The organism is Gluconobacter vitians, from assembly GCF_015244565.1.
Lineage (GTDB): Bacteria > Pseudomonadota > Alphaproteobacteria > Acetobacterales > Acetobacteraceae > Gluconobacter > Gluconobacter vitians.
On sequence record NZ_JABCQG010000061.1, the window covers coordinates 1 to 2744 of the forward strand.

The 2744-nt window shown below is 64.4% G+C and carries 3 protein-coding genes; all 3 read left to right on the top strand.

The genetic code is table 11. From position 1 onward, the window contains the following. The first annotated feature begins 90 nt into the window (after positions 1 to 90). From HKD24_RS14955 to HKD24_RS14965, 3 genes are read left to right on the top strand one after another with little or no spacing between them, the layout of a single operon-like run. Positions 91 to 285 (top strand): DUF1656 domain-containing protein, encoded by a 195-nt coding sequence (locus HKD24_RS14955; protein WP_062499659.1) that lies wholly within the window; start codon positions 91 to 93, stop codon positions 283 to 285. 12 nt (positions 286 to 297) lie between these two features. Further along, positions 298 to 1209, top strand: coding sequence for a biotin/lipoyl-binding protein (locus HKD24_RS14960; RefSeq protein ID WP_194260951.1), 912 nt, complete (start codon positions 298 to 300; stop codon positions 1207 to 1209). A 1-nt stretch (position 1210) separates the two neighbouring features. Then, positions 1211 to 2728 carry an efflux transporter outer membrane subunit gene (locus HKD24_RS14965; protein ID WP_194260952.1) on the top strand — a complete coding sequence of 506 codons (1518 nt, stop codon included), beginning with the start codon at positions 1211 to 1213 and terminating at the stop codon, positions 2726 to 2728. Positions 2729 to 2744 lie beyond the last annotated feature (16 nt).

Here is a 2744-nt window from a genome sequence, read left to right on the forward strand (position 1 = left end):
TCGGTGAGGTTGAGCGAGGAGCGTTGTGGACGAATTGGCGTACAGTCTGACGTGTGGCAGTCTGGCGGTTGGCGTTGGGGTCGGTTTCTGATGCTGGCTGAAGTCAACCTGTTTGGCGTTTTCGTTGCTCCGCTTTCCATTTATGCTGTTGCGGCGGTCTTTGTGACACTGCTGCTGCGAAGCATCCTGTGGCGCACCGGTGCGCTGGGATGGTTCTGGCACGTCGCCCTCTTTGAAATAGCGCTCTATGTCTGTGTTCTCTGTCTGCTCATCCTTTACGTATAGGAGGGGTCGGCAATGAACTGGACCCGCAGTGTGATCCGTGTCCTGCTGACCCTCATCGTCCTGGCGCTCGCCATCGGCCTTGGGCGCACGATGTGGGACATCTATGTCCTCGCCCCCTGGACCCGTGACGGCCGCGTACGCGTCTATGTGGTGGATGCCGCCCCTGAAGTTTCGGGCACGGTGGTGGCCGTGCCGGTCGTGGACAACCAGTTCGTCCACAAGGGCGATCCGCTCTTCGTGCTCGATCCGGTGCGCTTCCGCCTCGATATCGACGCCGCCCGTGCCCGGGTGGCCGGCGCCGAGGAGGACCTCAAGCTCCGCAGTTCTGACGCCAAGCGCCGTATGGGCCTGGGCGGCATTGTCTCGGCGGAAGAACAGGAAGACTTCAACTCCAATGTTGAAACCCAGCGCGCCAAGGTCAACGCGGCCAAGGCCGAGCTGAACACCGCCCTGCTGAACCTGCAGCGCTCGACGGTCTATTCCCCGGTGGACGGTTACATCACCAACCTCAACCTGCGGGTGGGTGACTATGCCCATGCCGGTGTGTCGGGCCTGGCGGTGATCGACGCGCACAGCTACTGGATCAACGGCTATTTCGAAGAAACCAAGATGCACGGCGTGCATGTGGGTGACGAGGCCCGCATCAAGCTGATGGGCTACAAGCAGATCATCATGGCGCATGTTGTCAGCATCGGCCGCGGCATCAACGACCAGAACGGCGTGTCCGACAAGCTGGGCCTGCCGGACGTCAACCCGATCTTCACCTGGGTGCGTCTGGCGCAGCGTATTCCGGTGCGTCTGGAGTTCGACAACGTCCCGCCGGAAATCACGCTGGCGGCCGGCATGACGGCCACCGTGACGATCGGGCGTGAGACGCCGGGCGCGCGCGGGCGTCTGACCACCTGGCTGCAGAACCACCTCTGACATGTCACGCTCTTCTTTCACCCGGGTCGTAGCCCTTGCTCTCGGCACCTGCCTGTCGCTGACGGCATGCACGGTGGGTCCGAACTTCAAGCCGGACAGGATCAAGGTGCCCGACGCCTTCGTCGAGCAGCCCCATCCGGTCACCGCCGATGCGCTGGCGCAGTCGGCCGAGGACATGAAGGACTGGTGGGCGCAGTTCCACGATCCCATGCTCAACGAGCTGGTGGAACAGGCGATCAAGGGCAATTACGATCTGCAGATCGCCTCGCAGCACATCATTGCCGAGCGCGCCGTCCGCCGTCAGGCGCAGTCGGCCTGGTATCCGCAGCTTGATGTGGCCGCAGGCGGTGGTGATGACCGCTATTCCGTCAACGTGGACAACTGGCCAATCCGTCCGGGCAATCCGGCCAACCGCCCCGAGGCCTCGGTGCTGACCTATGGCGCGCGGGCGAGCTGGGAGATCGACCTGTTCGGGCATATTTCCCGGCAGGTGGAAGAGCGCAAGCGGATCGTCGAGGAATCGATCGAGAACCGCCGCGGTGTCCTGCTGTCGCTGCTGGCCGAGATGGCGACGGACTATGTGACGCTGCGCTCGGTGCAGGAGCGTCTGACCGTCACCGAGCGCGCCATCGACGTGGCCGTGCGCTCGCGCGAACTGACCGAAAAACTCTACACGCATGGTCTGGGCAACACGCTGGCCGTGGCGCAGGCGCAGACGGAAGAGCATCTCGAACGCTCGCGTCTGGCGCCGCTGCACGAGCAGGAAGAGCGGCTGATGCATGCCATCGCCGTCCTTGTCGGCGACATGCCGGGCCAGCTTGAGGAAGAGCTGGAAAAGCGCCGTCCGATCCCGGCCCTGCCGCATTTCCCCGACAGCCTGCCCTCGATCGTGCTCGCCAACCGCCCCGATATCCGCGTGGCCGAGGCCGAATACGCCGCCGATACGGCTCGCGTGGGCATTGCGGTGTCGAACCTCTATCCGAAATTCATGATCCCGCTGACGTTCAACCCGAACGCGTCCGCCGCCTATCAGGCGTTCCAGGCGGGTGGCATGGCGTGGAGCTTCATGATGATGGCGACGCTGCCGGTCATCCATGGTGGCCGCTACACCGCTGCCATCGCGCAGGCCCGGGCCGAGGCCGAGGGCAGCCGCCTGAACTACCGCAAGACGGTGCTGAAGGCGTTTGCGGAAGTCGAGGATGCGATGGGCGACTGGCGGCATAATGCCGAGCTGGTCGAGGAGCTGAACCAGGCCTCCGTCGATGCCGGCCTCGCCCGCGACCGAGCGCAGAAGCTGTTCACGGCCGGTCTGACCGGTTACCTGAACGTGCTGACGACCGAGCAGACCGCCCTGTCCGCCGAGGACCAGGCCGTCGTCGGCCGCCTCGCCCGCGTGCGCAACGCCGTCGCGCTTTACGTCGCCCTCGGCGCCGGATGGCAGGGCAAAGCCCTCACCGACACCAGACTCCCCGTCGAAGTCAAACAGCAGAACGCTTTCGTCAGAGCCTTTACACGCTAAGGCGGAAGCGCTGGAC

What these genes read in the sequence shown, in the direction of transcription:
- HKD24_RS14965 (WP_194260952.1), top strand. Translation starts at nt 1,211, where the DNA reads ATGTCACGCTCTTCTTTCACCCGGGTCGTAGCCCTTGCTCTCGGCACC.
- HKD24_RS14955 (WP_062499659.1), top strand. Translation starts at nt 91, where the DNA reads ATGCTGGCTGAAGTCAACCTGTTTGGCGTTTTCGTTGCTCCGCTTTCC.
- HKD24_RS14960 (WP_194260951.1), top strand. Translation starts at nt 298, where the DNA reads ATGAACTGGACCCGCAGTGTGATCCGTGTCCTGCTGACCCTCATCGTC.